The organism is Kitasatospora sp. NPDC127116 (genome assembly GCF_042677365.1).
Lineage (GTDB): Bacteria > Actinomycetota > Actinomycetes > Streptomycetales > Streptomycetaceae > Kitasatospora > Kitasatospora lactacystinica.
Map to the genome: position 1 here is coordinate 1 of NZ_JBHXTL010000131.1, position 26,754 is coordinate 26,754.

Sequence of the window (26,754 nt, forward strand, 5' to 3'; positions counted from 1 at the left end):
CGCCGGTACGAAGCCGGCGGGTGCCCCTCTCTCCCGCGCCGGGACCGGACCATCGGTCCCGGCGCCACTCCACGCAGACACGCGAGACGCGAGAAGAGATTCACACCATGGCGAACTTCACCGCCGCGGACGTCAAGAAGCTCCGTGAGCTCACCGGCGCCGGCATGATGGACTGCAAGAAGGCCCTGGACGAGGCCGAGGGCAACGTCGAGAAGGCCGTCGAGCTCCTGCGCATCAAGGGCCAGAAGGGCGTCGCCAAGCGCGAGGGCCGCGACGCCTCCAACGGCGCCGTCGCCGCGCTGATCGCCGAGGACAAGAAGTCCGGCGTCCTGGTCGAGCTGAACTGCGAGACCGACTTCGTCGCCAAGGGTGACAACTTCGTCAAGGTCGCCGACGCCATCGCCGCCCACGTCGCCAAGACCGCCCCGGCCGACCTGGACGCCGCCCTGGCCTCCGAGATCGAGGCCGGCAAGACCGTCCAGCAGTTCGTGGACGAGGCCAACGCGACCCTGGGCGAGAAGATCGTCTTCCGCCGCTTCGCCCAGTTCGACGGTGACGGCTTCGTCGCGGTCTACCTGCACAAGACCAGCCCCGACCTGCCGCCGGCCGTCGGCGTCCTGGTCGAGCTGGACAAGGAGAACGCCGAGGTCGCCAAGGACGTCGCGCAGCACATCGCCGCCTTCGCCCCGAAGTACCTGTCCCGCGAGGACATCCCGGCCGAGGACATCGAGAACGAGCGCCGCGTCGCCGAGGCCACCGCTCGCGAGGAGGGCAAGCCGGAGGCCGCCCTGCCGAAGATCGTCGAGGGTCGCGTCACCGGCTTCGTGAAGGAGTTCTCCGTCCTGGAGCAGGCCTTCGCGAAGGACAACAAGAAGACCGTCGCCAAGGTCCTCGAGGAGAACGGCGTCACCCTCAAGCGCTTCGCGCGTTTCCGCGTCGGCGCCTGAGCCACGTTCCACCTGGTCCCCGGCCCCTTTACGCTGGGAACCGCCCCCGCCCGCTGATCGGGGCGGGAGGAACGCCGAACGGGCTCACCCCGCGCCTATCCCCAACGGGCGGGCTCGCGTCGGCACCATGAACGACGAGGAGGCCATTGCCGTGCAGGACACCGAACCGGTTCCCGCGGCAGTGGCCTCCTCTCGTGTACGCGCAGGCGGGGCATCCGCACACCCGCGCCTGTGACCGGTAGGTGCAAAAAGGAGAAGTCCATGCAGGAGACGCAGGAGACCGCGCAGGACCCCAGGGACGGCTCGCGCCGCCGGGTGCTGCTCAAGCTGTCCGGTGAAGCCTTCGCCGGTGGCGGCGGGCTCGGCGTCGACCCGGACGTCGTGCACGCGATCGCCCGGGAGATCGCCACCGTCGTCCGTGCCGGTACCGAGGTCGCGGTGGTCATCGGCGGCGGCAACTTCTTCCGGGGCGCCGAGCTCCAGGTCCGCGGCATGGACCGGGCCCGCTCCGACTACATGGGCATGCTCGGCACCGTCATGAACTGCCTGGCGCTGCAGGACTTCCTGGTCAAGGAGGGCATCGAGACCCGGGTCCAGACCGCCATCACCATGGGCCAGGTCGCCGAGCCGTACCTGCCGCTGCGGGCCGTCCGGCACCTGGAGAAGGGCCGTGTGGTGATCTTCGGCGCCGGTATGGGCATGCCGTACTTCTCCACCGACACCACGGCCGTCCAGCGCGCCCTGGAGATCCACGCCGACGTCCTGCTGATGGGCAAGAACGGCGTGGACGGCGTCTACGACTCCGACCCGCGGACGAACCCGGACGCGGTCAAGTTCGACGCGCTGGAGTACTCCGAGGTCATCGCGCGCGACCTCAAGGTCGCCGACCTCACCGCGATCACGCTGTGCAAGGACAACAACCTTCCGATGCTGGTCTTCGAACTGCTGGCGGAGGGCAATATCGCGCGCGCGGTGAAGAGTGAGAAGATCGGCACACTCATCAGCCAGGATTCTGTCCGGGCCTGAGCAGCAACCAGCCGTACTGGACGGCGCCGACGCCGGGACCGGCCACCGCGCCGACACCGGTCGGGACAACAGCAGATGAACCGGACAGGGAGACCACAGTGATCGAAGAGACCCTCCTCGAGGCCGAGGAGAAGATGGAGAAGGCCGTCGGCGTCGCCAAGGACGACCTCGCGGCCATCCGTACCGGCCGTGCGCACCCGGCGATGTTCGCCAAGATCGTCGCGGAGTACTACGGTGCCGTGACGCCGATCAACCAGCTGGCCTCCTTCTCGGTGCCGGAGCCGCGGATGGCGGTCGTCTCGCCGTTCGACAAGACCGCGCTGAAGGCCATCGAGCAGGCGATCCGCGACTCCGACCTGGGCGTCAACCCGTCCAACGACGGCTCGATCATCCGCGTGGTGCTGCCCGAGCTGACCGAGGAGCGCCGCCGGGAGTTCATCAAGATCGCCCGCACCAAGGGCGAGGACGCCAAGGTGTCGATCCGCGCGGTGCGCCGCAAGGCCAAGGACGCCATCGACAAGTTGGTGAAGGACGGCGAGGTCGGCGAGGACGACGGCCGCCGCGCCGAGAAGGAGCTCGACGACACCACGGCCAAGTACGTGGCCCAGGTCGACGAGCTGCTGAAGCACAAGGAAGCCGAGCTGCTCGAGGTCTGATGAACGACGCCCCTGACGCCCCCGGCTACTGGGGCCCGTCCGACCAGCAGTTCCAGCCCCACCACCCGGCGCCGCACCCGCAGGCCGCCCGTACCCCGGCCCATCCGGTGCCGGGGTACGGCGCGCAGCCGGCGCCGGCCCAGGGACACCCCGGCCACCCGGGCGGCCACGCCGTGCCCCCGGGCGCGCCGGGCGTCGCCCACGGGGCGCCGGGCCTCCGTTCGGATCAGTCGCAGCAGCCTCCGGTGTACTGGGGCGGCGACGCGGAGGAGACTCAGGTCATGCCTCCCGTGCCGGCCGAGCCCGGTCCGCCGCCCGGCGCGCCCGCCCACGGCCGGTCCGCCGTCCACGGTCGGTCCCCGGCCCACGGCCGGCCCGCCACCGGTGGCCCGGCCGGGCCCGCCGAGGGGCAGGGCAGGGAGTCCGGCCGGCTGAACGGCCCGCTGTTCCGGGAGGATCAGCCCGAGCCGGCGCCGCCGGGCGTGACGGAGACGGTCGTGCTGCGCGCGATATCCGACGACGTCCCTCCCGCCCCCGGCCGCGGCGCCCCGCCGCACCCGGGGGCACCGGTGCATCCCGCGCCGCCGGCGAACCACTTGGCGGCCGGGCAGCCCCACTTCGTGCCGTCGTCCCACCCAGGGCAGGAGACACCCGTGGCCGCCCAGTCCGCCCCGCAGCCGCAGCCGCGCAAGCAGCGCGGTGGCCGTAACCTCCAGGCCGCCATAGGCGTGGGCGTCGGCCTGGGCGCGGTGATCGTCGCCTCGCTGTTCGTGGTGAAGGCGCTGTTCCTGGTCGTCGTGATGGCCGCGGTCGCGGTCGGCGTCTGGGAGCTGACCAGCCGGCTCTCCGAGCGCAAGCAGATCAAGGCGCCGCTGATCCCGCTGGTCGTGGGCGGCGTCGCCATGGTCGCCACCGGTTACTGGTCCGGCATCCAGTGGGCGGCCGCCGCGCTGGCGCTGACCGGGCTGGCGGTGATGGTCTGGCGGATGGCCGAGCCGCCGGAGGACTACCTGCGGGACATAACGGCAGGCGTGTTCACGGCCTTCTACGTGCCGTTCCTGGCCACCTTCGTGGCGATGATGCTGGCGGCCGACGACGGCCCCCAGCGGATCGTGCTCTTCCTGATCGTGACGATCTGCAGCGACACCGGCGCGTACGCGGTGGGCTACAAGTTCGGGAAGACCAAGCTGGCCCCGACGATCAGCCCGGGCAAGACCCGCGAGGGCCTGGCCGGCGGCATCGCGCTGTCGATGCTGGCGGGCGCGCTGCTGATGCAGCTGATGATCGACGGCGGCAGCTGGTGGCAGGGCCTGATCCTGGGCGGCTGCGCGGCGGTCACCGCGACCCTGGGCGACCTGGGCGAGTCGATGATCAAGCGGGACCTCGGGATCAAGGACATGGGCACGCTGCTGCCCGGCCACGGCGGCATCATGGACCGGCTGGACTCGCTCCTGCCGACCGCCCCGGTGGTCTGGCTGCTGCTGGCCGCGTTCGTCGGCAGCTGACCGGCGCGTACGAGACGTACCAGGGAGGGCCCCGGACGCCTGGCGTCCGGGGCCCTCGCGCGTCTGCGACACTGGAACAACCATGCCTAAGCCCGGAGAACTCACCTTTGTCGCGCCGCGCGGCGCAAAGCCCCCGCGACACCTCGCCGACCTGAGCCCCGCCGAGCGCAAGGAGGCCGTCGCCGAGCTGGGCGAGCAGCCGTTCCGCGCCAAGCAGCTCTCCAACCACTACTTCGGCCGGATGTCGAACGACCCGGCGAGCTGGACGGACATCCCCGCCGCCAGCCGGGAGAAGCTCACCGGGAGCCTGCTGCCCGAGCTGATGTCGGTGGTCCGGCACGTCTCCTGCGACGACGACGCCACCCGCAAGACGCTCTGGAAGCTCTTCGACGGCACGCTCGTGGAGTCCGTGCTGATGCGCTACCCGGACCGGGTCACCATGTGCATCAGTTCGCAGGCCGGCTGCGGCATGAACTGCCCGTTCTGCGCCACCGGCCAGGCCGGTCTGACCCGCAACCTGTCCACCGCCGAGATCGTCGAGCAGATCGCCGCCGGGATGCGCGCGCTCAAGACCGGGGAGATCCCGGGCGGCGAGGCGCGGCTGTCCAACGTGGTCTTCATGGGCATGGGCGAGCCGCTGGCCAACTACAACCGGGTGCTGGCCTCGATCCGCCGGCTGACCGACCCGGCGCCGGACGGCTTCGGCCTGTCCCAGCGCGGCATCACGGTCTCCACCGTCGGTCTCGTCCCGGCGATGCACCGCTTCGCCGACGAGGGCCTCAGCTGCCGTCTGGCGCTGTCGCTGCACGCCCCGGACGACGAGCTGCGCGACGAGCTGGTGCCGGTGAACACCCGCTGGAAGGTCGCCGAGGTGCTGGACGCGGCGTGGAACTACGCGGAGAAGTCCGGCCGCCGGATCTCCATCGAGTACGCGCTGATCAAGGACATCAACGACCAGGCCTGGCGGGCGGACCTGCTCGGCCGGCTGATCAAGAACCGCCGGGTGCACGTCAACCTGATCCCGCTGAACCCGACCCCCGGGTCCAAGTGGACGGCCTCCCGGCCGGAGGACGAGCGCGAGTTCGTCCGCCGCCTCCAGTCGCACGGCGTGCCGACGACCGTCCGCGACACCCGTGGCCAGGAGATCGACGGCGCCTGCGGCCAGCTCGCCGCGGCGGGCTGAGGCCCGTTCCGGGAGAGCGCTACCGGAGTCCGGCGGCCGCCAGCGCGGCGGTCGCCCCACCGGTCAGCAGCAGCGTGCTGCCCACCGCGAGGGTGCGCAGCGCGACCGCGCCGAACAGCAGTCGGGGCGAGGTGCCGAGGCGCAGCAGCGCGTGGGTGACCCCGCGGCGGTCGGTGCGGACCTCGGCGAGCCGGTTGACCACCGCGGCGGCCGCGCAGCCGAGGACCAGGCAGGCCTCGACGGCGGGCAGCGCGTCGGCGCTGTCGGGCGTGCCGATCCAGTAGCGGACGGTGGTGAGCACCAGCGCGACGGCGAGGGTGAGCACGGCCAGCGGCGCGCCGAGCCGGCGGGCCTGGGCGGTGAGGCCGCGCCCGGCCAGCAGCCGCAGCGGGGTGGGCCGCCCGACGGCGAGCAGCCGCCCGGCCCAGGCCAGCAGCGGGCCGGTGAGCAGCGCGAGGCCGAGCGCGCTGGCGGCCCAGCCGAAGAGGGCGGCGGTGCTGGTGGAGCCGAGCCCGGCGGGCAGGTGGATCGGACGGCCGTCGACGGCGGCTCCGGGCCGCAGGGCGATGAGTTCGAGCGCGGCGCCGATGACGCCCAGCCCGGTCGCCAGGGCGATCCGCCAGACGCCGAAGCCGGTCGGGGCGGGGGTGCGGCCGCCGGGCAGGGTGTCGGTGACGGAGACCGCGCAGGCGGCGGCGCCGGCGGCGGTGAGCGGGACCAGGGCGAGCAGGGCGAGGGGCGCGGCGGGCGGCAGCGGCACGCCCATGCCGAGGTCGGCGGCGAGTGCCGGGCCGGCGACGTCGTTGCGCAGCACCAGGAAGAGCAGCAGGGTCAGCACGCTGCCGAGGGTGCAGGCGAGTGCGACCTCGCCGGCGATCAGCGTCCGGATGCGGCGGGAGCCGGCGCCGGCGGCGGTGAGGCCGGCGATCCGCTCGGGCCGGCGGGCGGGCACCGCGCGGGCGGCGACGGCCGCGAACCAGGCGAGGGCGGCGAGCGGGGGCAGGCACCAGAGCAGCCGGACCAGGGGGTCGGCGCCGCCGATCTGCTCGCTCATCGCCCGGCCGAGGGAGCGCAGCAGGAAGGCGGCGACCACGGCGGCGGCCGCTGCGGTGAGCAGCCAGCGGCCGAGGTCGGGCACCCGGTAGCCCCGGGCCAGACGGAGGTAGAACACGTCGACCCTTTCAGCGGCGGGTGGCCGTGACGGCGGGCGCTCCGGCGGCCCCGGGGGCGGTGATGCCGCGGGGGACGGGTGCGGCGGGGGCGGTGAGCCGTCCGTCGACGAGGGCGACGGCGCGGTCCGCGAACCGGACGAGCTCGGGGTCGTGGGTGGCCAGGACGAGGGTGAGCTGGTGGGACCGGGCCGCGCTGGTCAGTATCCGCATGACCTGGTCGGCGGCCTCGCGGTGCAGCGGGGCGGTGGGGTCGTCGGCGAAGACGACGGGCGGCAGCGGGGCCAGGGCGCGGGCGACGGCGACCCGCTGGCGCTGGCTCTGGAGCAGGCGCTCGGGCCGCAGCCGGGCGCAGTCGCCGACGTCGAGGCGTTCCAGCCACTCGTCGGCGGCGGTGTAGGCGGCCTTGTTGCCGGCCCCGGCGAGCAGCAGCGGCAGCGCCACGTTCTCGCGGGCGGTCAGTTCGGGCACCAGGTGGGGCTCGGAGCCGACGAAGCCGAAGCGGTCGCGGCGCAGCCGTTCGCGGCCGGCCCGGGCGAGGGTGTGCACGGGGGCGCTGTTGAACCAGACCTCCCCCTCGTCGACCGGGAGCTGCGCGGAGAGGCAGCCGAGCAGGGTGCTCTTGCCGGAGCCGCGCGGGCCGGTGACGGCGAGCACCTCGCCCTCGCGGACGCCGATCGAGATGCCGCGCAGGGCGGGGGTGCCGTCATGGGACTTGACGATCCCTCGGGCCCACAGCACGTCGTTGTCAGGCGGTGCCGCTGACATGAGGATCCATCCTGGGTGGCCGCAGGGATATGACAGTCGTCAGATTAGAACGACGGGGGCTGGTCGCGGTGGCGGCGCTCTGGTCCATCACGGGCATATCACCCGCATTCAGGCATGTTTGGTCGTACGACTGTGATGTTCCGGGGGTGGGAAACCGGGCCGGGCACGCCGAAGGGCGGCCCCGCGGGGAGCGGGGCCGCCCTTCGGCGGAGGGTGGGGAAGAAGGCTCAGGGGATCAGATCTTCGCCCACGCGTCGGTGAGGCTGGTCCGCAGGATCTGCTCGATCTCGTCGAAGGTCGACTGGTCGGAGATCAGCGGCGGGGCCAGCTGGATGACCGGGTCGCCACGGTCGTCGGCGCGGCAGTACAGGCCGTTGTCGAAGAGGGCCTTCGACAGGAAGCCGTAGAGCACGCGCTCCACCTCGTCGTCGTTGAACGACTCCTTGGTGACCTTGTCCTTGACGAGCTCGATGCCGTAGAAGTACCCGTTGCCGCGGACGTCGCCGACGATCGGCAGGTCGCGCAGCTTGTTCAGGGTGCCCAGGAAGGCGGCCTCGTTGTCGAGGACGCGCTGGTTCAGGCCCTCGCGCTCGAAGATGTCGAGGTTGGCCAGCGCCACCGCGGAGGAGACCGGGTGGCCGCCGAAGGTGTAGCCGTGCAGGAAGGTGTTGTCACCCTTGTAGAACGGCTCGGCGAGGCGGTCCGAGATGATCGTGGCGCCGATCGGGGAGTAGCCCGAGGTCATGCCCTTGGCGCAGGTGATCATGTCGGGCTGGTAGCCGAACTTGTCGGCGCCGAACATGGTGCCCAGGCGGCCGAAGGCGCAGATGACCTCGTCCGAGACCAGCAGCACGTCGTGGCGGTCGCAGATCTCGCGCAGGCGCTGGAAGTACCCGGGCGGCGGCGGGAAGCAGCCACCGGCGTTCTGCACCGGCTCGACGAAGACGGCGGCGACGGTCTCGGCGCCCTCGTTGAGGATGGCCACCTCGATCTCGTCGGCGCACCAGCGGCCGTAGGCCTCGGGGTCGACCGTGCCGTCGGGGCCCTCGAGGAAGGCCGGGGCGCGGTAGATGTTGGTGTTCGGGGCCTTGTGGGTGCCCGGCACCAGCGGCTCGAACGGGGCCTTCAGGCCCGGCAGGCCGGTGATGGACAGGGCGCCCTGCGGGGTGCCGTGGTAGGCGACGGCGCGCGAGATGACCTTGTACTTGGTCGGCTTGCCGGTCAGCTTGAAGTACTGCTTGGCGAGCTTCCAGGCGGTCTCGACGGCCTCGCCGCCACCGGTGGAGAAGAAGACCTTGTTCAGGTCGCCCGGGGCGTAGTTGGCCAGGCGCTCGGCCAGCTCGACGGCCTTCGGGTGGGCGTAGCTCCACACCGGGAAGAAGGCGAGCTCCTTGGCCTGCTTGGCGGCGGCCTCGGCGAGCTCCTCACGGCCGTGGCCGGCCTGGACGACGAACAGGCCGGCGAGGCCGTCGAGGTACTTGCGTCCCTTGTCGTCCCAGACGTAGGTGCCCTCGCCCTTGACGATCGTCGGCACGGGGGAGTTCTCGTACGACGACATGCGGGTGAAGTGCATCCACAGGTGGTCGTAGGCGGTCTTGGAAAGGTCCTTCTGCGCCGGGTCGGCTGTCATCGGGTGCCCCAGGTGTAGGTCTGTTTCCGGAGCTTCAGGTAAACGAAGCTCTCGGTGCTCCGCACGCCGGGAAGGGCGCGGATGCGCTTGTTGATCAGTTCGAGCAGGTGCTCGTCGTCCTCGCAGACCAGTTCGGCCAGGAGGTCGAACGAGCCTGCGGTGCAGACGACGTAGTCGACCTCGTCGAGGGCGGCCAACGCGTCGGCGACGGGCTCGATGTCGCCCTCGACCCGGATCCCGACCATCGCCTGGCGGGTGAAGCCGACGGTGAGCGGGTCCGTGACGGCGACGATCTGCATCACGCCCTGGTCGAGCAGCTTCTGGACGCGCTGCCGCACGGCCGCCTCGGACAGGCCGACGGCCTTGCCGATGGCGGCGTACGGGCGGCGCCCGTCCTCCTGGAGTTGCTCGATGATCGCCTTGGAGGCGGCGTCGAGGGGAACGCTGGCGTTCCGGTCGCGGTTGGCCACGCGGCCACTGTGCCTGATCGCTCCCGTGTTCGCAAGCGTGGAAGCTGCTGATTTCGTCGTGATCTTGGAAAACGCATGCGGATTTCATCGCTGAAGCGAGCTCGCCCTGTCGATACCGGCAGTCGTGCGGCTACCCTGGCACGGTACGCGCGCGCCCCCGAGGGCCGTTGCGCGTACCGCCACCAGTGGACCGCGCCGCTCCGGTCGCGGCCACTCGGGACCCTTCGTACGCCGGATCCGCCGACGTACCATTGCGCCGGAATCTGCAATGCCGCAGGCCCAGACCGAGGAGAGATCCGTGAGCGACCTTCGCGCGCTGCGCAACTACATCAACGGTGAGTTCGTCGACGCGGCCGACGGCCGCACGCTCGACATCGTGGACCCGACCACCGGCGAGGTGTACGCGACGTCGCCGCTGTCCGGCGCCGCTGACGTGGACGCCGCCATGGCCTCCGCCGACGCCGCGTTCCCGATCTGGCGCGACGCCACCCCCAGCACCCGCCAGAAGCTGCTGCTCAAGATCGCCGACGCGGTCGAGGCCCGCGCCGACGAGATCGTCGACACCGAGGTGCGCAACACCGGCAAGCCCCGCGCGCTGACCCTCTCCGAGGAGATCGGCCCGATGGTGGACCAGATCCGGTTCTTCGCCGGCGCCGCCCGCATGCTGGAGGGCAAGGCCGCGGGTGAGTACATGGACGGGATGACCTCGATCATCCGCCGCGAGCCGGTCGGCGTCTGCGCCCAGGTCGCGCCGTGGAACTACCCGATGATGATGGCCGTCTGGAAGTTCGCCCCGGCCATCGCCGCGGGCAACACCGTCGTGCTGAAGCCCTCCGACACCACCCCGGCCTCCACCGTGCTGCTGGCCGAGATCATCGGCGGCGTGCTCAAGGACCTGGAGCTGCCGGCCGGCATCTTCAACGTCATCTGCGGCGACCGCGAGACCGGCAGGCTGATGGTCGAGCACAGGACCCCGGCGATGGCCTCCATCACCGGCTCCGTGCGCGCCGGCATCTCGGTCGCCGAGTCCGCCTCCAAGGACGTCAAGCGCGTCCACCTGGAGCTGGGCGGCAAGGCCCCGGTCGTGGTCTTCGAGGACGCCGACATCGCCGAGGCCGTCGAGGGCATCTCGGTCGCGGGCTACTTCAACGCCGGCCAGGACTGTACCGCCGCCACCCGCGTGCTGGTGCACGAGTCGATCCACGACGCCTTCGTCGAGGCGCTGGCCAAGGCCGCGGCCGAGACCAAGACCGGCGGCGTGGACGACGAGGACGTGCTGTACGGCCCGCTGAACAACGCCAACCAGCTGAAGCAGGTCTCCGGCTTCATCGAGCGGCTGCCCGCCCACGCCAAGGTCGAGGCCGGTGGCCACCAGGTCGGCGACAAGGGCTACTTCTACGCCCCGACCGTCGTCTCCGGCCTGAACCAGGACGACGAGATCATCCAGAACGAGGTCTTCGGCCCGGTCATCACCGTGCAGAAGTTCACCGACGAGGACCAGGCCGTCGCGTACGCCAACGGCGTCGAGTTCGCGCTGGCCTCCTCGGTGTGGACCAAGGACCACGCCCGCGCCATGCGGATGTCGCGCCGCCTCGACTTCGGCTGCGTCTGGATCAACACCCACATCCCGCTGGTCGCCGAGATGCCGCACGGTGGCTTCAAGAAGTCCGGCTACGGCAAGGACCTGTCGGCGTACGGCTTCGAGGACTACACCCGCGTGAAGCACGTCATGACCGCGATCTGAGCGGGTCGTGACCGTCGGCGCTGTATGACCGCGATCTGAGTGCGCTGATAAGTCGGCTGAACCGACCATGGGCCCGGGTCTTCTCGACCCGGGCCCTGTGTCTTTGCATCCTGTCGGCGGTTGGCGCGACCGGCTGACACGATGGAACTGCCCTTCGGGGACGGGCCGCCCTAGCCTTACCGGCATGAGCATTCCCACCGCTGACCCAGCCGCCGGCCAGGCCGTCAAGGCGGCCGACCGCGCGCACGTCTTCCACTCGTGGTCCGCCCAGGCACTGATCGACCCCCTCGCGGTGGCCGGCGCCGAGGGCTCGTACTTCTGGGACTACGACGGCAACCGCTACCTCGACTTCTCCTCGCAGCTGGTCAACACCAACATCGGTCACCAGCACCCGAAGGTGGTCGCGGCGATCCAGGAGCAGGCGGCGAAGCTCTGCACCATCGCCCCCGGCTTCGCGGTCGAGTCGCGCAGCGAGGCCGCCCGGCTGATCGCCGAGCGCACCCCCGGTGACCTGGACAAGATCTTCTTCACCAACGGCGGCGCCGAGGCCAACGAGAACGCCATCCGGCTGGCCCGGCTGCACACCGGCCGGCAGAAGGTGCTGTCCACCTACCGCTCGTACCACGGCGCCACCGCCAACGCGATCGCCCTCACCGGCGACCCGCGGCGCTGGCCCAACGAGGGCGGCGTCTCCGGTGTGGTGCACTTCTGGGGGCCGTACGCCTACCGCTCCAACTTCCACGCCGAGAACGAGGCGCAGGAGTGCGAGCGCGCGCTGGAGCACCTGGAGCAGGTGATCGCGTTCGAGGGGCCCGGCACCGTCGCGGCGGTCATCCTGGAGACCGTGGTCGGCACCGCGGGCATCCTGGTCCCGCCGGCGGGCTACCTGGCCGGGGTGCGGGAGATCTGCGACCGCTACGGGATCGTGTTCATCCTGGACGAGGTGATGGCCGGCTTCGGCCGCACCGGTGAGTGGTTCGCCGCCGACCACTGGGGCGTCACCCCGGACCTGCTCACCTTCGCCAAGGGCGTCAACTCGGGCTACGTGCCGCTGGGCGGCGTGGCGATCAGCGCCGAGATCGCGGCCACCTTCGCCGAGCGGGCCTTCCCCGGCGGGCTCACCTACTCCGGCCACCCGCTGGCCTGCGCCTCGGCGGTGGCGACCATCAACACGATGGCGGAGGAGGGCATCGTCGAGAACGCCAGGCACATCGGCGAGAACGTGCTCGGCCCCGGCCTGCGCGAGCTGGCGGAGCGGCACCCGTCGATCGGCGAGGTCCGCGGCCTGGGCGTGTTCTGGGCGCTCGACCTGGTGAAGGACCGGGAGACCCGCGAGCCGCTGGTGCCCTACAACGCGGCCGGCGCCGGCAACGCGCCGATGGCCGAGCTGGCCGCCGCCTGCAAGCAGCGCGGGCTCTGGCCGTTCGTCAACATGAACCGCTTCCACGTCGTCCCGCCGTGCACCGTCACCGAGGAGGAGGCCAAGACCGGCCTCGCGGTGCTGGACGAGGTGCTGTCGCTCACCGACGCGCACACTGTCTGACGTACCTACCAGGACGGCCCCGAGCACCCGTGTGCCCGGGGCCGTCCCACGCTCCGGAAGGCCGCTCATGCCCAGCAGCACCACCCCGACCCGTCGCTCCGTCGCCGACCGCCCGCAGGGGCCCGCACGCATCCGCCGACGTTCCGTGCTCGGCGGGGCCGCGCTGCTCGGCGCCGGCACCCTGACCGGCTGCGGCATCCCGTCCGCGTACGTGGCCGAGGACCGTCGCTCGGCACCGGACCGCTCGGAGAGCGACAAGCGGCTCGCCTTCTCCAACTGGACCCAGTACATCGACACCGACGACGCGGGCGGGCGCCCGACCCTGGACGCCTTCGTCGAGAGGACCGGGATCGAGGTCACCTACACCGAGGACATCAACGACAACGACGAGTTCTTCGGCAAGATCAGCCCGGTGCTCACCCAGGGCGCCGCCCCCGGCCGGGACCTGATGGTGATCAGCGACTGGATGGCCGGGCGGTACGTCTCGCTGGGCTGGGTACAGGCGATGGACCGGGCCAACCTGCCCAACGTCGCGGCCAACCTGGACCCGCAGCTCGCCGACCCGGCCTTCGACCCCGGGCGCAGGCGCAGCGTGCCCTGGCAGTCCGGGATCACCGGCATCGCCTACAACCGCAAGGCGCTCGGCCGGGAGATCAGGTCCACCGCCGACCTGTGGGCGCCCGACCTCAAGGGCCGGGTCACGCTGTTCGCCGGGCTGGACGAGGCAATCGGGCTGCTGATGCTCTCCCAGGGCGCGGACATCGCGAGGTTCGGCGACGACGACGCGCGCAAGGCGATGGACCTGGTGCAGAAGGTGGTCGACAGCGGCCACGTCCGGCGCTTCACCGGCAACGACTACACCAGCGACCTCGCCTCCGGTGCTGCGCTCGCCTGCCAGGCCTACTCCGGCGACGCCGTCCAGCTGACCGCCGAGAACCCGGACATCGAGTTCGTGGTGCCGGAGGAGGGCGGCGAGCTGTGGGCGGAGAGCCTGATGATCCCCAACCGGGCCGCCCACAAGCGCAACGCCGAGCTGCTGATCGACTACTACTACCAGCCCGAGGTGGCGGCCGAACTCGCCGCGTTCGTCCAGTACATCTGCCCGGTGCCGGCCGCCCGCGAGGTGCTGGCGGCCAGCGGCGACAAGGAGAAGGCCGAACTCGCCGAGAACCCGCTGGTGTTCCCGACCGAGGAGATGCGGGCCCGGCTGCACACCATGCGCGACGTCACCTCGGCCGAGCGGCCCGAGCTGCACAAGGTCTGGGGGCGCATCACCGGGGTGTGACGGCGGGGCCCGGCGCCGCCCCGGGGCGCGCGCCCCGCTCAGCCCCGCTCAGCGCCGGACGGCGTCCAGCGCGAGCAGCGCCACGTGCAGGGAGAGGCAGGACTCCACCTGGTCGAGGTCGACGCCGAGGATCCGCTCGACCTTGTGCAGCCGGTCGTAGAAGGACGGCCGGGACAGGTGCGCCGCGTCCGCCGCGGCCGACTTGTTGCGGCCCTGCTCCAGGTAGATCCGCAGCATCTGCACCAACTGGCCGTTGTGCTCGGCGTCGTGGGCCAGCAGTGGGCCCAGCTCCCGTTCCACGTACGTCTGCAGCCGGGCGTCGTCGCGCAGCAGGTGGAGCAGGCCGCGCAGCCGGACGTCCGGCAGCCGGTAGTAGGAGGAGCTGCGGCCGCCGGGCGCGTCGTGCAGGGCGGCGTCGGCGACCTGGGTGGCCTCCAGCAGGGTGCGCCGGGCGTCGCGCACCGAGCCGACCGAGGAGCCGACGGCGACCACCGGGCCCGCCGGGTCGCCGCCCTCCCGTCCCGCCTCGGCGGACATCCGGCGCAGCGCGGCCGACAGGGCGTCCAGCGCGGCGTGCTCGTCCTGCTGGGTGCCGAGCGCGACCAGCAGGCCGACGGCCTCGTCGTCCAGCGCGCCGACCAGGGCGGTCAGCCGGCAGGCCCGGACCGCGCCGGCGGCCAGCTCGGTGAAGTCGCGCAGCCGGGCCTGGGCCTCCAGCGCGGCCGGGATCGGTCCGCGCCGCTGCCGCAGCACCACGCCGACCAGCCGGCGGCCCTCCAGCGGCACGCCGAGGGCCTGGGCGCGCAGCGCCGCCTCGGAGACGGTCAGGGCGTGGGTGAGGATGCCGGACAGCAGGGTGCGGTGGGTCTGCCGCTCCAGGCTCTCCCGGTCGCGGACCACCAGCCGGTTGAGGGCCAGCGCGGAGGCGCCGCGCTCCAGCAGCATGGCGTGGGGGTGGGCCTCGCCCTCGGGCAGCGGGCCGGGCTCCTGCACCAGCACCAGCCGGCCCCAGTCCTGGCCGCGGGCGCCGACGGCGGTGACCAGCCAGCCGCTGCGCGGGTCGTGGCCGGTGCGCCCGGCCGGGCGGACCCCGCGCGAGCGGCGCTCCCAGTCCTCCAGCACCTCGGCCTCCGGGCGCCCGGCGGTGTCGTGGGCGAGCACCTGGTGGGCCAGGTTCTCCAGGACGACCGGGGCGCCGGCCATCCGGGCCACCTGGCGGATCACCTCGGGCGCTTCGGCGCCCTCCACCACGAGCTCGTTGAAGACCTGGTGGACGGACTCGGAGATCCTCAGCTGCTCCAGCTGGGCGTTGACCACCAGGGCGTGCACGGCCTCGGTGACGGCGACGAAGCGCAGCTCGCGGCGGAGCGTGATCAGTGGCAGGCCGCGCTGTTCGGCGGCGTTGACCAGGGCGCGGGGGAGCGAGTCGAAGTAGCGCCGCCCGAACTCGACGACCAGGCCGGCCACCCCGACCTCGTCCAGCTCGCGCACGTAGCGGGCCAGGCCCTCGCGGTCCTCGGGCAGGGCGATGCCGGTGGTCAGCACCAGCTCGCCGCCGCGGAGCATCCCGGCGACGTCGGGCAGCTCGCTGACGTGGACCCAGCGGACCGGCCGCTCCAGGTGGTCGGCGCCGGCCACCACCTGGGGCAGGCCGCGCCGCATCACGTCCAGGTCGAGGACTCGGGCGACGGTGGGGAGCATCGCGGGCCTCCGGGGCCGGTGGGGGCCGGAGCGGGGGCTCCGGGTGATCAGAGTGTCAGGTAAATCATCCATCCCCCCGACGAGGTGTTGCCCTGGCCGCACCCTTGCACCCTGTAAGGCCCTTCGTGCCGAGGTTGTCGAAGTGACCCTTGTCACCCCAACCCCGCAGCAGGCAAGGTCAGCGGGACCGCAGACCCCCACCGCGGACGCGTGACCCCGCAGCGGTCGAACCACGGCACTTGGAGGAACCAGATGGACCTGACCGACTTCGGCCCGGGCGCGCAGTACATCGCGGGCCGCCCGACCCGGGGGAGCGGAGACCCCTTCCAGGTCGTCAACCCCGCCGACGGCAGCGTGGTCGAGCAGGTCGCGCTGGCCACCGCCGAGGACGTGGACACCGCCGTCGCCGCCGCCAGGGCCGCCCTGCCCGGCTGGTCCTCGGCCACCCCGGGCGCGCGCTCCGAGGCGCTCACCCGGCTGGCGGCCGTCCTGGCCGGGGCGGCCGACGACCTGGCCCGGGTGGAGACGGCGCAGACCGGCAAGCCGGTCAAGCTGGCCACCGAGTTCGACGTGCCCGGCACCGTCGACAACGCCGCCTTCTTCGCAGGCGCCGCCCGCAACCTGGAGGGCAAGGCGGCCGGCGAGTACTCCGGCGACCACACCTCCTACGTGCGGCGCGAGGCGGTCGGCGTGGTCGGCTCGATCTCGCCGTGGAACTACCCGCTGCAGATGGCCGCCTGGAAGATCCTCCCGGCGATCGCCGCGGGCAACACCATCGTGCTCAAGCCGGCCGAGCTGACCCCGCTGACCTCGCTGATGTTCGCCCGGGCCTGCACCGAGGCGGGCATCCCGGACGGCGTGGTCAACGTGGTCACCGGCGCCGGGCGCACCGCGGGCGAGCACCTGGTCGGGCACCCGGACGTCGCGATGGTCTCCTTCACCGGCTCCACCGGCGTCGGCAGGAGGGTCGCCGAGATCGCCACCGCGAGCGTCAAGCGCACCCACCTGGAGCTCGGCGGCAAGGCCCCGTTCGTGGTCTTCGACGACGCGGACCTGGACGCCGCGGTGCACGGAGCGGTCGCGGCCTCGCTGATCAACGCCGGCCAGGACTGCACGGCGGCCACCCGCGCCTACGTCCAGCGCCCGCTGTACGACGCCTTCACGGCCGGGGTGGCCGAGCTGTTCGCGGCGATCCGGATCGGTGACCCGCTGAACCCGCGCACCGACCTCGGCCCGCTGGTCTCGTACGCCCACCGGGACCGGGTGGCGGGCTTCGTGGAGCGCGCCCGCTCGTACGCCACCGTGGTCACCGGCGGCCGGGTCCCGGAGCGGGGCCACGACGGCCACGACCTCACCCGGGGCGCGTACTACCCGCCCACCCTGATCACCGGCGCGGCCCAGGACAGCGAGGTCGTGCAGGGCGAGGTCTTCGGCCCGGTGCTGGTCGTGCTGCCCTTCGACGGCGACGACGAGGGCCTGCGGCTGGCCAACGACACCCCGTACGGGCTGGCCGCCTCCGCCTGGACGAGCAACGTGCACCGCTCGCTGCGCGCCACCCGGGAGATCGCGGCCGGCTGCGTCTGGGTCAACGACCACATCCCGATCATCAGCGAGATGCCGCACGGCGGCTACAAGGCGTCCGGCTACGGCAAGGACATGTCCCAGTACTCGCTGGACGAGTACACCCAGGTGAAGCACGTCATGTTCGACACCACCGCGGTGGCCCGCAAGGACTGGCACCGCACCGTCTTCGGAGACAGATAACCCCCGGCCCAAGCGGGTGCCCCCACACCCCATCTCCCCCCAGGAGGCCCGTTCCATGGCGTTCAACGAGCTCACCGACGGTCTGCCCGAACCGGTCCGCAGGGCCTGGGAACGCAGTCTGACCAGCGGCCGGGCCGCGCTCGGCCGTCGCACCCTGCTGCGCGCCGCCGCGCTGACCGCCGGGGCGGGCACCCTGGCGGCCTGCGGCATCCCGGCGGCTCCCCGGGCGACCGGTGACTCGACCGCGAACGCCGCCGAGGACCTCTCGGGGACGCAGAAGGAGGTCGCCTTCTCCAACTGGCCGCTGTACGTGGACACGGACGAGAAGGACAAGGAGAAGCACGGCACCCTGGACGCCTTCACCGAGGCCACCGGGATCAAGGTCAAGTACAACGAGGACGTCAACGACAACGTCGAGTTCTTCGGCAAGGTCAAGCCGCAGCTCGCCTCGGGCCAGGACACCGGCCGCGACCTGATGGTGCTCACCGACTGGATGGCGGCCCGGCTGATCCGGCTCGGCTGGGCGCAGAAGCTCAACCCGGCGAACGTCACCACCGCGATCACCAACATCGAGGCGCGCTTCCGCGCCCCCGACTGGGACCCGGGGCGGCTCTACTCCTACCCGTGGGCCGGCATCCAGACCGTCGTCGCGTACAACCGGAAGGCGACCAGGGGCAAGGAGGTCACCAGCGTCTCCCAGCTGCTGGACGACCCCGACCTCAAGGGCCGGGTGACCTTCCTGTCCGAGATGCGCGACAGCATCGGGATGGTCCTGCTGGACCAGGGCAAGGACACCGCGAGGTTCACCGCCGACGACTACGACGGCGCGGTCGCCCGGCTGCAGAAGGCCGTCGACAGCAAGCAGATCCGCCGCTTCACCGGCAACGACTACGGCCAGGAGCTCTCCGCCGGCGACATCGCGGCCTGCATCGCCTGGGGCGGCGACCTGATCCAACTGCAGGCCGACAATCCGGACATCGGGTTCGTCATCCCGGAGAAGGGCTACATCGCCTCGACCGACAACATGCTGGTTCCGGCCAAGGCCCGGCACAAGGCGAACGCGGAGAAGCTGATCGACTTCTACTATCAGCCGAAGATCGCGGCGCAGCTGGTCGCGGGCATCGGCTTCGTCTCCGCCGTCACCGGGATGAAGGACGAGCTCGCCGGCATCGCCCCGGACACCGCGGCCAACCCGCTGGTCGTACCCACCCCCGAGATGGCGGTCAAGGCGCACGTGTTCCGCACGCTCTCCGAGAGCGAGGAGAGCGACTTCGAGCAGAAGTTCTCGAAGCTCATCGGCGCCTGACCCCACCTCCCGGCAGAGAATCCCAGGAAGACACCACCCCATGACAGACCAGCAGCGCGACGCGGCCGTCGGCGGCGACGTCCGGCTCACCGGAATCGGCAAGACCTACGGCTCCTTCACCGCCGTCCACCCGCTCGACCTGACCGTCCCCCAGGGCTCCTTCTTCGCCCTGCTCGGCGCCTCCGGCTGCGGCAAGACCACCACCCTGCGCATGATCGCCGGCCTGGAGGAGCCCACCAGCGGCACCGTCCTGATCGGCGGCCAGGACGTCACCGCCCTGCCCCCGTACAAGCGGCCGGTGAACACCGTCTTCCAGAGCTACGCGCTCTTCCCGCACCTGGACATCTTCGAGAACGTCGCCTTCGGCCTGCGCCGGCGCGGCCGGAAGGACGTCAGGAAGCAGGTCGACGAGATGCTGGAACTGGTCGAGCTCGGCCAGTACGCCCGGCGCAAGCCGCACCAGCTCTCCGGCGGCCAGCAGCAGCGCGTCGCGGTCGCCCGCGCGCTGATCAACCACCCGCAGGTGCTGCTCCTGGACGAGCCGCTCGGCGCGCTCGACCTCAAGCTCCGCCGCCAGATGCAGCTGGAGCTCAAGCGGATCCAGACCGAGGTCGGCATCACCTTCGTGCACGTCACCCACGACCAGGAGGAGGCCATGACGATGGCCGACACCATCGCGGTGATGAACGGCGGCCGGGTCGAGCAGCTGGGCGCCCCCGCCGAGCTGTACGAGAACCCCGCCACCACCTTCGTGGCCAACTTCCTCGGCCAGTCCAACCTGCTGCCCGCCGAGGTCACCGGCACCGAGGGCGGTGACCTGCTGCTCAATGCGGCCGGCGTCCGCCTCGCCGTGCCGAAGGCGCGCTGCACCACCGACGCCAAGCGCGTCCACCTGGGCGTGCGCCCGGAGAAGATCACCATCACCCACGCCTCCGAGCAGGTCGCCGACGGCCGCAACCGGCTGACCGGCACGGTGCTCGACTCCAGCTTCATCGGCGTCTCCACCCAGTACGTGGTGCGCACCGACGGCGGCCAGGAGGTCACCGTCTTCGAGCAGAACATGGAGCGCGACGCCCGCGTCGTCCCCGGCGCCGCCGTCCAGCTGCACTGGAACCCGGCGCACTCCTTCGCCCTGGACGCCGCACAGGCGATCGACGCGGGCACCGGGGAGGAGGCCGCATGACCGCCACCACCCCGGCCGCGCCGTCCCGGGCGATACCCCCCGACGGCGGCTCCCCGCAACCGGCGGAGCGCGGGCCGAAGCGCAAGCTCACCCCGTACTGGCTGCTGCTGCCCGGCATCGCCTGGCTGGTGATCTTCTTCGCCGTCCCGATGCTCTACCAGGGGTCGACCTCGCTGCAGACCGGCTCCCTCGAAGAGGGCTTCAAGGTCACCTGGCACTTCTCGACCTACTGGGACGCCCTGGTCGAGTACAAGTGGCACTTCCTGCGCTCGTTCTCCTACGCCGCCGTCGCCACCGTGCTCTGCCTGGCCGTCGGCTACCCGCTCGCGTACACGATCGCCTTCAAGGCGAGCAAGCGCTGGCGCAACGTCATCCTGATCCTGGTCATCGCGCCGTTCTTCACCAGCTTCCTGATCCGCACGCTGGCCTGGAAGACCATCCTGTCCGACGGCGGCCCGGTGGTCGGCGCGCTGAACGCGCTGCACGTCCTGGACGTCACCAACCTGCTCGGCCTCACCGACGGCGACCGGGTGCTGGCCACGCCGCTCGCGGTGGTCTGCGGCCTGACGTACAACTTCCTGCCGTTCATGATCCTGCCGCTGTACACCTCGCTGGAGCGGATCGACCCGCGCCTGCACGAGGCGGCCGGCGACCTCTACGCCCGGCCGTTCACCACCTTCCGCAAGGTCACCTTCCCGATCTCGCTGCCGGGCGTGGTCGCGGGCACCCTGCTGACCTTCATCCCGGCCTCCGGCGACTACATCAACGCCCAGCTGCTGGGCTCGCCGAGCGAGCAGATGGTCGGCAACGGCATCCAGAAGCAGTTCCTGAACGTGCTCGACTACCCCACGGCCGCCGCGCTGAGCTTCATCCTGATGGCCCTGATCCTGGGCATGGTGACGGTCTACATGCGCAAGGCCGGGACGGAGGATCTGGTCTGATGTCCCGGATGTTCACATGGATCCGCGCCCGCCTGGTGGTGCTGGCCGGCCTGCTGGCCCTCGCCTACCTGGTGCTGCCCAACCTGGTCGTGCTCGCCTTCTCGTTCAACAAGCCGGTGGGCAAGTTCAACTACGAGTGGAACGAGTTCTCCACCGACGCCTGGACCAACCCCTGCGGCGTGGCCGACATGTGCCAGTCGCTCTCGCTCAGCCTGCAGATCGCGGTGCTCGCCACCATCGGCGCCACCGTGCTCGGCACCATGGTCGCCTTCGCACTGGCCCGCTACCGCTTCCGCGGCCGCTCGGCCACCACCGCGATGATCTTCCTGCCGATGGCCATGCCCGAGGTGGTCATGGCCGCCTCGCTCGGGACGCTCTTCCTCAACATGCGCATCCCGTTCGGCTTCACCACCATCCTCATCGCGCACATCATGTTCTGCCTCAGCTTCGTGGTGACGGCGGTCAAGGCGCGCGTGATGAGCATGGACCCGAGGCTCGAACAGGCCGCCCAGGACCTCTACGCGACCCCCACCCAGACCTTCCTGAGGGTCACCCTGCCGCTGGCGGCGCCCGGCATCGCGGCGGGCGCGCTGCTCAGCTTCGCGCTCTCCTTCGACGACTTCATCATCACCCAGTTCAACTCGGGGCCGACCACGGTCACCTTCCCGATGTTCGTCTGGGGCGCCTCGCAGCGCGGCATCCCGGTGCAGGTGAACGTCATCGGCACCGCGATGTTCCTCGCCGCCGTGGTGCTGACCGTCGTCGGCCAGTGGCTGGGCAACCGCCGGAAGGCCACCGCCTGACGTACGGTCGACAGCGGTGGCACGTCATACGTCATCTATTCGTAGAAAGTGGCTGATAATGCATGGATTCCGCCCGCGCACTCAGTGACGCCAGGCCCACCCCCTTCTGGCTGGAGGATCCCGGCCGGCCGGCGGCGCTGCCCGCCCTGGTCGGCGACACCACCTGCGACCTGCTGGTCGTCGGCGGCGGCTACTCCGGCCTGTGGACCGCCCTCATCGCCAAGGAACGCGACCCCTCGCTGGACGTCGTGCTGGTCGAGGGCAACGAGGTCGGGTGGGCCGCGTCCGGGCGCAACGGCGGATTCTGCGCGGCCAGCCTCACCCACGGCTTCGGCAACGGCCTGGACCGCTGGCCGTCCGAACTGGCCCAGCTGGAACGCCTCGGTGCCGCCAACCTCGACGGCATCGAGGCCACCGTCAAGCGCTACGGCATCGACGCCGAGTGGGAGCGCACCGGCGAGATCGACGTCGCCACCCAGCCCCACCAGGTCGAGGAGCTCCACGAGATCGCCGAGGCGGTCGCCCGGTACGGCTTCGACATCACCGTCCTGGACGCCGACCAGCTGCGCGCCGAGGTGAACTCGCCGACCTTCCTCGGCGGCCTCTGGGACAAGGAGGGCGTGGCGATGGTCCACCCCGCCAAGCTCGCCTGGGGCCTCAAGGACGCCTGCCTGGGCCAGGGCGTGCGGATCTTCGAGCACACCCGGGCCACCGACCTGCGGGAGCACGGCAGCGGCATGGCCGTCCGCACCCCGTACGGCCGGGTCTTCGCCCGCAAGGTCGCCCTCGGCACCAACGTCTTCCCGTCGCTGCTCAAGCGGGTCCGCCCGTACATCGTCCCGGTGTACGACTACGCCCTGATGACCGAGCCGCTCGACGACGAGCAGCTCGCCTCGATCGGCTGGCGCGGGCGGCAGGGCCTCGGCGACAGCGCCAACAAGTTCCACTACTTCCGGCTCTCCGCCGACAACCGGATCCTCTGGGGCGGCTACGACGCGGTCTACCACTTCGGCGGCCACGTCCGGCACGAGTACGACCAGCGGCCGGAGACCTTCCGCACCCTGGCCAACCACTTCTTCCGCTGCTTCCCGCAGCTGGAGGGCCTGCGCTTCACCAACGCCTGGGGCGGCGCCATCGACACCTGCAGCCGGTTCTCGGCGTTCTTCGACACCGGGTACCGCGGCAAGGTCGCCTACGCGGTCGGCTACACCGGGCTCGGCGTCGGCGCGACCCGCTTCGGCGCCGAGGTGATGCTCGACCTGCTCGCCGGCGAGCGCACCGAGCGCACCTCCCTGGACATGGTGCGCAGCAAGCCGCTGCCGTTCCCGCCCGAGCCGGTGCGCTGGGCCGGGATCGAACTCACCACCCGGTCGCTGGAGCGGGCGGACCGCACCGGCGGCCACCGCAACCTCTGGCTGCGCACCCTCGACCGGTTGGGGCTCGGCTTCGACAGCTGAAGCGCGACCGCCGCCAATCGGGCACCCCATAGTCGTGTAATCGGGACCCGCCGTCCGCCTCTCCTTGGTGACGGCGGGTCCCGTTCCTCCCGCCGTCTCCGAACAGTACGAACGGCAAGAAGCGGGGACACGACATGGAGACCACCGGACTGCACTGGCTCGCCCAGGCGGCACCGGACCCGGAGTCCTTCCGGGAGCAGTGGGAGCGCACCGGGCTGGGCCTGGTGCTGCTGCCGGCCGGCCGACGCTGGGACGTCCTCTCCGTCCCCGGGCGGCTCGGGCACCCGGCCCTGGAGATCACGGACCCGCGCACCCGCGGCCCGGTCCTCACCGACTTCGGGGGCGAGCAGGTCAGCTTCCTGGTGCCCGTCGGCACGGCGGCCCGCTGGATCGGCACCGGTGTGCGCGGTGCGGGGGAGGGCGCCTGGATCGTCGTGCCGCACCCCGGGCGCAGCAGCCGGGGCGTGCGGTGGCTGGTCCCGCCCGACGGCTCCGGGCGGCTCAACGACCCGATGCTGCTGGAGCTCGCCCTGCACGAGGCGGCGGCGAGGCTCAGCGGCTGGTGAGCCCTCCGGGGCCCGGCTGTGGTGGCGCACCTGGGGGAGTTCCGGCGCTTTGGGGTGCGCGGGGGCGCCCGGCGGTGGTGGCGCGCCGTGCGGTCGGTCGCGTCAGACTGGAGGCGTGACCACCGTCCCGCACGCCGTCGACGCGTCCCTCCGCCCGGGCCCCGCCCAGCTGCGCCTGGCCGCCGCGGCCGCACCGGTCTGCGACCGGTACGGCCTCGCGCTGGCCGGCGGGCACGCGCTGCGCGCCCACGGCGTCGCGGCCTGCCCGCAGGACGGGCTGACCCTGGCCACCGGCGGCGCCGACCTGCCGGAGGTGGCCGCCGCGCTGCGCGAGGCGTACCGGGCGGCGGGCGGGGAGGCCGTCGAGCGGCCGGGCACACCGCGGCTGGAGCAGCTCACCGTCCGGCTGGCGCTCGGCGGGCGGTCGCACTCGGTGGAACTGCGCAAGGAGCCGCTGGGCCACCGCCCGGTCCGCCTCGACCTCGGTGCGCCCGGGCCGGACGAGCCTCCCGTGGTGCTGCCGGTCGTCGCCCTGGAGGACGCGGCCGCGCTGACCACCGCGCTCCTCGTGGACCGGGGCATGCCGCGCGACCTGATCGACGTCCACGCCCTCACCCGTTGCTACCGCGAGGGCGAACTGATCGCACTGGCAGGGGAGTTGGACCCGGACTTCCAGCCCACGGCACTGGCCGACCGACTGGAGACGCTCGCCGACGCGGCGGACGGGCGGTTCCGCGCCCGGGGCGTTCCGGCCGGGGAGGTCGACGGGCTGAAGCGGTGGGCGCTCGCCTGGGCCCAGGACCTGCGGCTGGACCTGCTGGAGACCCGGGAAGCGGCAGACGGCCTGCACGACCCGTACCTGGAGGAGCCGGAGGACGAGGACACCTGAGGCCCCGGCCCGGTGGAGCCGCCCGTTCGGCCGAGCGACCGGACGACCTGTAAGGCTGAATCCACGATCCCCGTCAGCCTGTTCGTTGAGCAGGACCGAAACGGCCACCAGACTGGAAGACGAACGCGGTAGCCCCGTGATTTCCCGGCGCCCGGCCCATGCGGGCGGCGCCAGACCGGACCGGTGGCAGGACGCCGCCCGGGACTTCGGAGGCAGACGGACCTTGAGCAAGCACATCATTCACTGGATCAGCGGCAAGCCGGTCGCCACCGCCGGTGCGGCCCCCCGTCGGGGTGAGATCTTCGACCCGGCCACCGGCCAGGTCGCCGGCCAGGTCGACTTCGCCGGGATCGCCGAGGTCGACCAGGCGGTGGCCGCCGCCGCCGCGGCCTTCACCGAGTGGCGCAACGCCTCGATCGCGAAGCGGACGACGGTGCTCTTCGCCTTCCGCGAGCTGCTGAACGCCCGCCGCGACGAGCTGGCCTCGATCATCGTGGCGGAGCACGGCAAGGTGCACTCCGACGCGCTGGGCGAGATCGCCCGCGGCCTGGAGGTCGTGGAGTACGCCTGCGGCATCCCGCAGCTGATCAAGGGCGGCTTCACCGAGCAGGCCTCGACCGGTGTCGACGTCTACTCGATCCGCCAGCCGCTCGGCCCGGTCGCGATCATCTCGCCGTTCAACTTCCCGGCCATGGTGCCGATGTGGTTCTTCCCGATCGCCATCGCGGCCGGCAACACCGTCGTGGTGAAGCCCTCGGAGAAGGACCCGTCCGCCGCCAACTTCCTCGCCGAGCTGTGGAAGGAGGCCGGGCTGCCGGACGGCGTCTTCAACGTCGTGCACGGCGACAAGGTGGCCGTCGACCGCCTGCTGGAGCACCCGGACGTCAAGTCCGTCAGCTTCGTCGGCTCCACCCCGATCGCCCGCTACGTCTACGAGACCGGCACCCGCTACGGCAAGCGCGTGCAGGCCCTGGGCGGCGCCAAGAACCACATGCTGGTCCTGCCGGACGCCGACCTCGACCTCGCCGCCGACGCCGCCGTCAACGCCGGCTTCGGCGCGGCCGGCGAGCGCTGCATGGCGGTGTCCGTGCTGGTCGCGGTCGACCCGATCGGCGACGAGCTGGTCGAGAAGATCAAGCAGCGGATCGCCACCCTGAAGGTCGGTCCCGGCTGCAACGGCGACTCCGAGATGGGCCCGCTGGTCACCGGCCAGCACCGGGACAAGGTCACCTCCTACGTGGAGTCCGGCGTCGCCGACGGCGCCGAGCTCGCCGTGGACGGCCGCAAGCACCCGGTCACCGCCGAGGACCGCAACGGCTCCCCGACGGCCGACGGCTTCTGGCTCGGCCCCACGCTGTTCGACCACGTGAAGCCCGGCATGTCCGTCTACAACGACGAGATCTTCGGCCCGGTCCTCTCGGTCGTGCGCGTCGACTCGTACGAGGAGGGCCTGGCGCTGATCAACGCCAACCCGTACGGCAACGGCACCGCCCTCTTCACCAACGACGGCGGCGCGGCCCGGCGCTTCCAGTTCGAGGTGGAGGTCGGCATGGTCGGCATCAACGTGCCGATCCCGGTGCCGGTCGCCTACTACTCCTTCGGCGGCTGGAAGGCCTCGCTGTTCGGCGACACCCACGCGTACGGCCCGGACGGCGTGCAGTTCTTCACCCGGGGCAAGGCCGTGACCCAGCGCTGGCTGGACCCGTCGCACGGCGGCATCAACCTGGGCTTCCCCACCAACAGCTGAGCCGCCCGCTCCAACAGCCGAGCCGCACAGCTCCGCCGGCCGGACCCCTCCCCCCGGGGTCCGGCCAGCGGTCTTTGCACGACGTTTGCATCCCGCCGCCGAAGCGCGTACAGTTCTTCGAGCTGCCTGGCTGGGAGCACCGGACACGCGTCTGCGCGGACGGTCCCGGGGCAGCCAATCCTTTGAAACACCACTTCTCGGTTCGTGCCGGTCGTTTTCGCTTTTCGCGTCCCGACCTGGTGCTTATTCGGCGTGCGCGTTTTATCGGATTGCAGCCGGATTCGCTTTTCGGAGCGGGGATCGGCTAGAGTTTGAAACGTCGGACAGGGCGTCAAGCCCCGGAAGACACCGGCGAGTTGGATGAACGAAGCCCCGGAAACGGAGCGGAAAACATCTGATAAGCTGGAAACACGAAAGAACGAAGCCCGGAGGGTCCGCTGGAAGGCGGTCCGAAGGAAGCGTCCGTTCCTT

The 26,754-nt window shown here is 71.7% G+C and carries 22 protein-coding genes; 17 read left to right on the forward strand and 5 right to left on the reverse strand.

All coding sequences use genetic code 11. The features are described from left to right. Positions 1-107 precede the first annotated feature (107 nt). The 5 genes from tsf (at position 108) to rlmN (ending at position 5,317) form a co-directional block, all read left to right on the forward strand. Positions 108-947, forward strand: coding sequence for a translation elongation factor Ts (gene tsf / locus ACFVHV_RS35640; RefSeq protein WP_189923571.1), 840 nt, complete (start codon positions 108-110; stop codon positions 945-947). A gap of 261 nt (positions 948-1,208) precedes the next feature. After that, a complete protein-coding gene (gene pyrH / locus ACFVHV_RS35645) occupies positions 1,209-1,973 on the forward strand; it encodes a UMP kinase (RefSeq protein WP_329929692.1) in 765 nt (254 codons plus the stop codon). Between the two features lie 98 nt (positions 1,974-2,071). Then, positions 2,072-2,629 (forward strand): ribosome recycling factor, encoded by a 558-nt coding sequence (frr, locus tag ACFVHV_RS35650; RefSeq protein ID WP_359900627.1) that lies wholly within the window; start codon positions 2,072-2,074, stop codon positions 2,627-2,629. Beyond that, positions 2,629-4,134, forward strand: coding sequence for a phosphatidate cytidylyltransferase (locus tag ACFVHV_RS35655; RefSeq protein ID WP_380357009.1), 1,506 nt, complete (start codon positions 2,629-2,631; stop codon positions 4,132-4,134). The genes frr and ACFVHV_RS35655 overlap by 1 nt, the downstream gene beginning before the upstream one ends. Before the next feature lie 82 nt (positions 4,135-4,216). Beyond that, positions 4,217-5,317 (forward strand): 23S rRNA (adenine(2503)-C(2))-methyltransferase RlmN, encoded by a 1,101-nt coding sequence (gene rlmN / locus ACFVHV_RS35660; protein WP_359900630.1) that lies wholly within the window; start codon positions 4,217-4,219, stop codon positions 5,315-5,317. A 19-nt stretch (positions 5,318-5,336) separates the two neighbouring features. Here the strand turns inward: rlmN and ACFVHV_RS35665 are convergent, their stop codons facing one another. The 4 genes from ACFVHV_RS35665 to ACFVHV_RS35680 all read right to left on the reverse strand — a co-directional run bounded on the left by ACFVHV_RS35665 (position 5,337) and on the right by ACFVHV_RS35680 (position 9,354). Beyond that, positions 5,337-6,488: a hypothetical protein gene (locus ACFVHV_RS35665; RefSeq protein WP_380357013.1), complete on the reverse strand. Its 1,152-nt coding sequence runs from the start codon at positions 6,486-6,488 to the stop codon at positions 5,337-5,339. A 10-nt stretch (positions 6,489-6,498) separates the two neighbouring features. Next, a complete protein-coding gene (locus tag ACFVHV_RS35670; protein WP_359900636.1) occupies positions 6,499-7,254 on the reverse strand; it encodes an ATP-binding cassette domain-containing protein in 756 nt (251 codons plus the stop codon). A 235-nt stretch (positions 7,255-7,489) separates the two neighbouring features. Next, positions 7,490-8,884, reverse strand: coding sequence for an aspartate aminotransferase family protein (locus tag ACFVHV_RS35675; RefSeq protein WP_359900638.1), 1,395 nt, complete (start codon positions 8,882-8,884; stop codon positions 7,490-7,492). Further along, positions 8,881-9,354, reverse strand: coding sequence for an Lrp/AsnC family transcriptional regulator (locus tag ACFVHV_RS35680; RefSeq protein WP_030243538.1), 474 nt, complete (start codon positions 9,352-9,354; stop codon positions 8,881-8,883). Before ACFVHV_RS35680 ends, ACFVHV_RS35675 begins: the two co-directional genes overlap by 4 nt. Before the next feature lie 268 nt (positions 9,355-9,622). On the opposite strand from ACFVHV_RS35680, the gene ACFVHV_RS35685 reads away from it, so the two are divergent. The 3 genes from ACFVHV_RS35685 to ACFVHV_RS35695 all read left to right on the forward strand — a co-directional run bounded on the left by ACFVHV_RS35685 (position 9,623) and on the right by ACFVHV_RS35695 (position 13,926). Then, entirely contained in the window at positions 9,623-11,098 is a 1,476-nt protein-coding gene (locus ACFVHV_RS35685; protein ID WP_359900641.1) for a gamma-aminobutyraldehyde dehydrogenase, read from the forward strand. Between the two features lie 184 nt (positions 11,099-11,282). Further along, on the forward strand, positions 11,283-12,641 hold the full coding sequence (locus tag ACFVHV_RS35690) for an aspartate aminotransferase family protein (protein ID WP_359900643.1): 1,359 nt from the start codon (positions 11,283-11,285) through the stop codon (positions 12,639-12,641). A 67-nt stretch (positions 12,642-12,708) separates the two neighbouring features. Further along, positions 12,709-13,926, forward strand: a complete 1,218-nt coding sequence (locus ACFVHV_RS35695; protein WP_380357018.1) for a spermidine/putrescine ABC transporter substrate-binding protein — start codon at positions 12,709-12,711, stop codon at positions 13,924-13,926. Positions 13,927-13,974: 48 nt separating this feature from the next. Here ACFVHV_RS35695 and ACFVHV_RS35700 read toward each other — a convergent pair whose 3' ends face one another. After that, positions 13,975-15,627, reverse strand: coding sequence for a PucR family transcriptional regulator (locus tag ACFVHV_RS35700; protein ID WP_359900647.1), 1,653 nt, complete (start codon positions 15,625-15,627; stop codon positions 13,975-13,977). Between the two features lie 252 nt (positions 15,628-15,879). Between ACFVHV_RS35700 and ACFVHV_RS35705 the strand changes: the two genes are divergently transcribed. The 9 genes from ACFVHV_RS35705 to ACFVHV_RS35745 all read left to right on the forward strand — a co-directional run bounded on the left by ACFVHV_RS35705 (position 15,880) and on the right by ACFVHV_RS35745 (position 26,283). Continuing rightward, on the forward strand, positions 15,880-17,391 hold the full coding sequence (locus tag ACFVHV_RS35705) for a gamma-aminobutyraldehyde dehydrogenase (RefSeq protein ID WP_359900650.1): 1,512 nt from the start codon (positions 15,880-15,882) through the stop codon (positions 17,389-17,391). Between the two features lie 55 nt (positions 17,392-17,446). Beyond that, positions 17,447-18,697 carry a spermidine/putrescine ABC transporter substrate-binding protein gene (locus ACFVHV_RS35710; RefSeq protein ID WP_359900653.1) on the forward strand — a complete coding sequence of 417 codons (1,251 nt, stop codon included), beginning with the start codon at positions 17,447-17,449 and terminating at the stop codon, positions 18,695-18,697. 40 nt (positions 18,698-18,737) lie between these two features. Next, positions 18,738-19,880, forward strand: a complete 1,143-nt coding sequence (locus ACFVHV_RS35715; RefSeq protein ID WP_380357023.1) for an ABC transporter ATP-binding protein — start codon at positions 18,738-18,740, stop codon at positions 19,878-19,880. Next, a complete protein-coding gene (locus ACFVHV_RS35720) occupies positions 19,877-20,821 on the forward strand; it encodes an ABC transporter permease (RefSeq protein WP_359900658.1) in 945 nt (314 codons plus the stop codon). Before ACFVHV_RS35715 ends, ACFVHV_RS35720 begins: the two co-directional genes overlap by 4 nt. Further along, positions 20,821-21,624 (forward strand): ABC transporter permease, encoded by an 804-nt coding sequence (locus ACFVHV_RS35725; protein WP_380357026.1) that lies wholly within the window; start codon positions 20,821-20,823, stop codon positions 21,622-21,624. The genes ACFVHV_RS35720 and ACFVHV_RS35725 overlap by 1 nt, the downstream gene beginning before the upstream one ends. Before the next feature lie 62 nt (positions 21,625-21,686). Further along, complete coding sequence (locus ACFVHV_RS35730) at positions 21,687-23,081, forward strand: NAD(P)/FAD-dependent oxidoreductase (RefSeq protein ID WP_380357029.1); 1,395 nt, start codon at positions 21,687-21,689, stop codon at positions 23,079-23,081. A gap of 134 nt (positions 23,082-23,215) precedes the next feature. Next, entirely contained in the window at positions 23,216-23,647 is a 432-nt protein-coding gene (locus tag ACFVHV_RS35735) for a hypothetical protein (protein WP_359900666.1), read from the forward strand. Positions 23,648-23,762: 115 nt separating this feature from the next. Continuing rightward, on the forward strand, positions 23,763-24,536 hold the full coding sequence (locus ACFVHV_RS35740) for a nucleotidyl transferase AbiEii/AbiGii toxin family protein (RefSeq protein WP_380357031.1): 774 nt from the start codon (positions 23,763-23,765) through the stop codon (positions 24,534-24,536). A gap of 223 nt (positions 24,537-24,759) precedes the next feature. Continuing rightward, positions 24,760-26,283, forward strand: a complete 1,524-nt coding sequence (locus tag ACFVHV_RS35745; RefSeq protein WP_359900672.1) for a CoA-acylating methylmalonate-semialdehyde dehydrogenase — start codon at positions 24,760-24,762, stop codon at positions 26,281-26,283. Positions 26,284-26,754 lie beyond the last annotated feature (471 nt).